Annotated in this window: 2 protein-coding genes; both read left to right on the forward strand. The window is 34.3% G+C overall.

The annotated features are described in order from the left end of the window. The first annotated feature begins 56 nt into the window (after nucleotides 1-56). Entirely contained in the window at nucleotides 57-311 is a 255-nt protein-coding gene (locus tag F6K13_RS34490) for a hypothetical protein (RefSeq protein WP_287290147.1), read from the forward strand. Beyond that, complete coding sequence (locus F6K13_RS34495; protein ID WP_287290149.1) at nucleotides 292-789, forward strand: HNH endonuclease; 498 nt, start codon at nucleotides 292-294, stop codon at nucleotides 787-789. Before F6K13_RS34490 ends, F6K13_RS34495 begins: the two co-directional genes overlap by 20 nt. Nucleotides 790-1,059: the final 270 nt, after the last annotated feature.

The following is a 1,059-nucleotide window of genomic DNA, read 5'->3' on the forward strand; positions in this document are numbered from 1 at the left end:
TCCCATGATTTTTCAATCGAGGATGGGATAGAGTTCAAAAATCATGGGACATACTTATGCCTTTTGTCAATATAGTGAATAACAATGTTGTCACTATGTTCGACCATAAACTTAATAAAGGGGATCTTATTGGTGCCATTGATCGCTCGCTCCATGAAACAGAACATATTGAAGAAGTTTTAGACCAGCAAGTTGACAAAATTGACCAAATTTTGCAGAAAGCAACAGATATATTTAAGAAAACTAAAAAACGGTTTGCCACATACGAAACAGCAATGGAGCATAGATACAATGAGCAAAGTAATACTTGATAAACTATATACACTATATGACGCTTCTGAAATCAAAGATATTTGGGATGCAGCTCAAACAGTACTCTGTATCAAAGACCCAAAAGGAGATTTTATCAGTCCATATAAGTATCGAACTAATAAAAGCTTCAAACCATGTCCCTATTGTGGAAAAAAAATGGTGCATGGTAGACAATATTCTACTCAGTCCAAAGAAGAAGCTAAAAAACGAGGTTATGAGTACAAAACGGTTGATGGGAAACCATACATAAATCAAGCGGGTTCATTTTACTATCACGAACATTACGTTACCATTGACCACAAATTGAATAAAGCACGTTTCCCAGAAAAAATGTTTGATTATGATAACCTGGAAGCAATTTGTTGGCGTTGCAATAATGAAAAAAGTGATAATCTTATATTTGAATTAGAACACAAATTAGAACATCTTAAATCATTAAAGGAGTCTGTTTTTAACAGGTATCCAAATGCACATTAATGAAATATTTGGAAATATTTGGAAATATTTGGTATAGGAGAGTTGCTCCCTAGTGCCAACAAATTTTATAGTTACAGCAGTTTTGGAGTTGATAAGGTACAAAATTTTAGGACTTTAGGGAGTAGGGAGTAGGGAGTAGGGAAAAAAAGATTAGCCTTAAAAGCGTACCTTACTATCCTAAAAAGTGCTGTAAATGTTTACTGCCACTAGCGATCGCCTGTCAAATTCTAGCTAAAGTATTATGACTTCTTCCTTCTTTTTCCATTCAGC

Source organism: Okeania sp. SIO2B9 (assembly GCF_010672505.1).
In the GTDB taxonomy this organism is placed as follows: Bacteria; Cyanobacteriota; Cyanobacteriia; order Cyanobacteriales; family Microcoleaceae; genus Okeania; species Okeania hirsuta.

Excerpts from the sequence above, each read along its gene's own strand:
- F6K13_RS34490 (WP_287290147.1), top strand. The coding sequence starts at position 57 with ATGCCTTTTGTCAATATAGTGAATAACAATGTTGTCACTATGTTCGAC.
- F6K13_RS34495 (WP_287290149.1), top strand. The coding sequence starts at position 292 with ATGAGCAAAGTAATACTTGATAAACTATATACACTATATGACGCTTCT.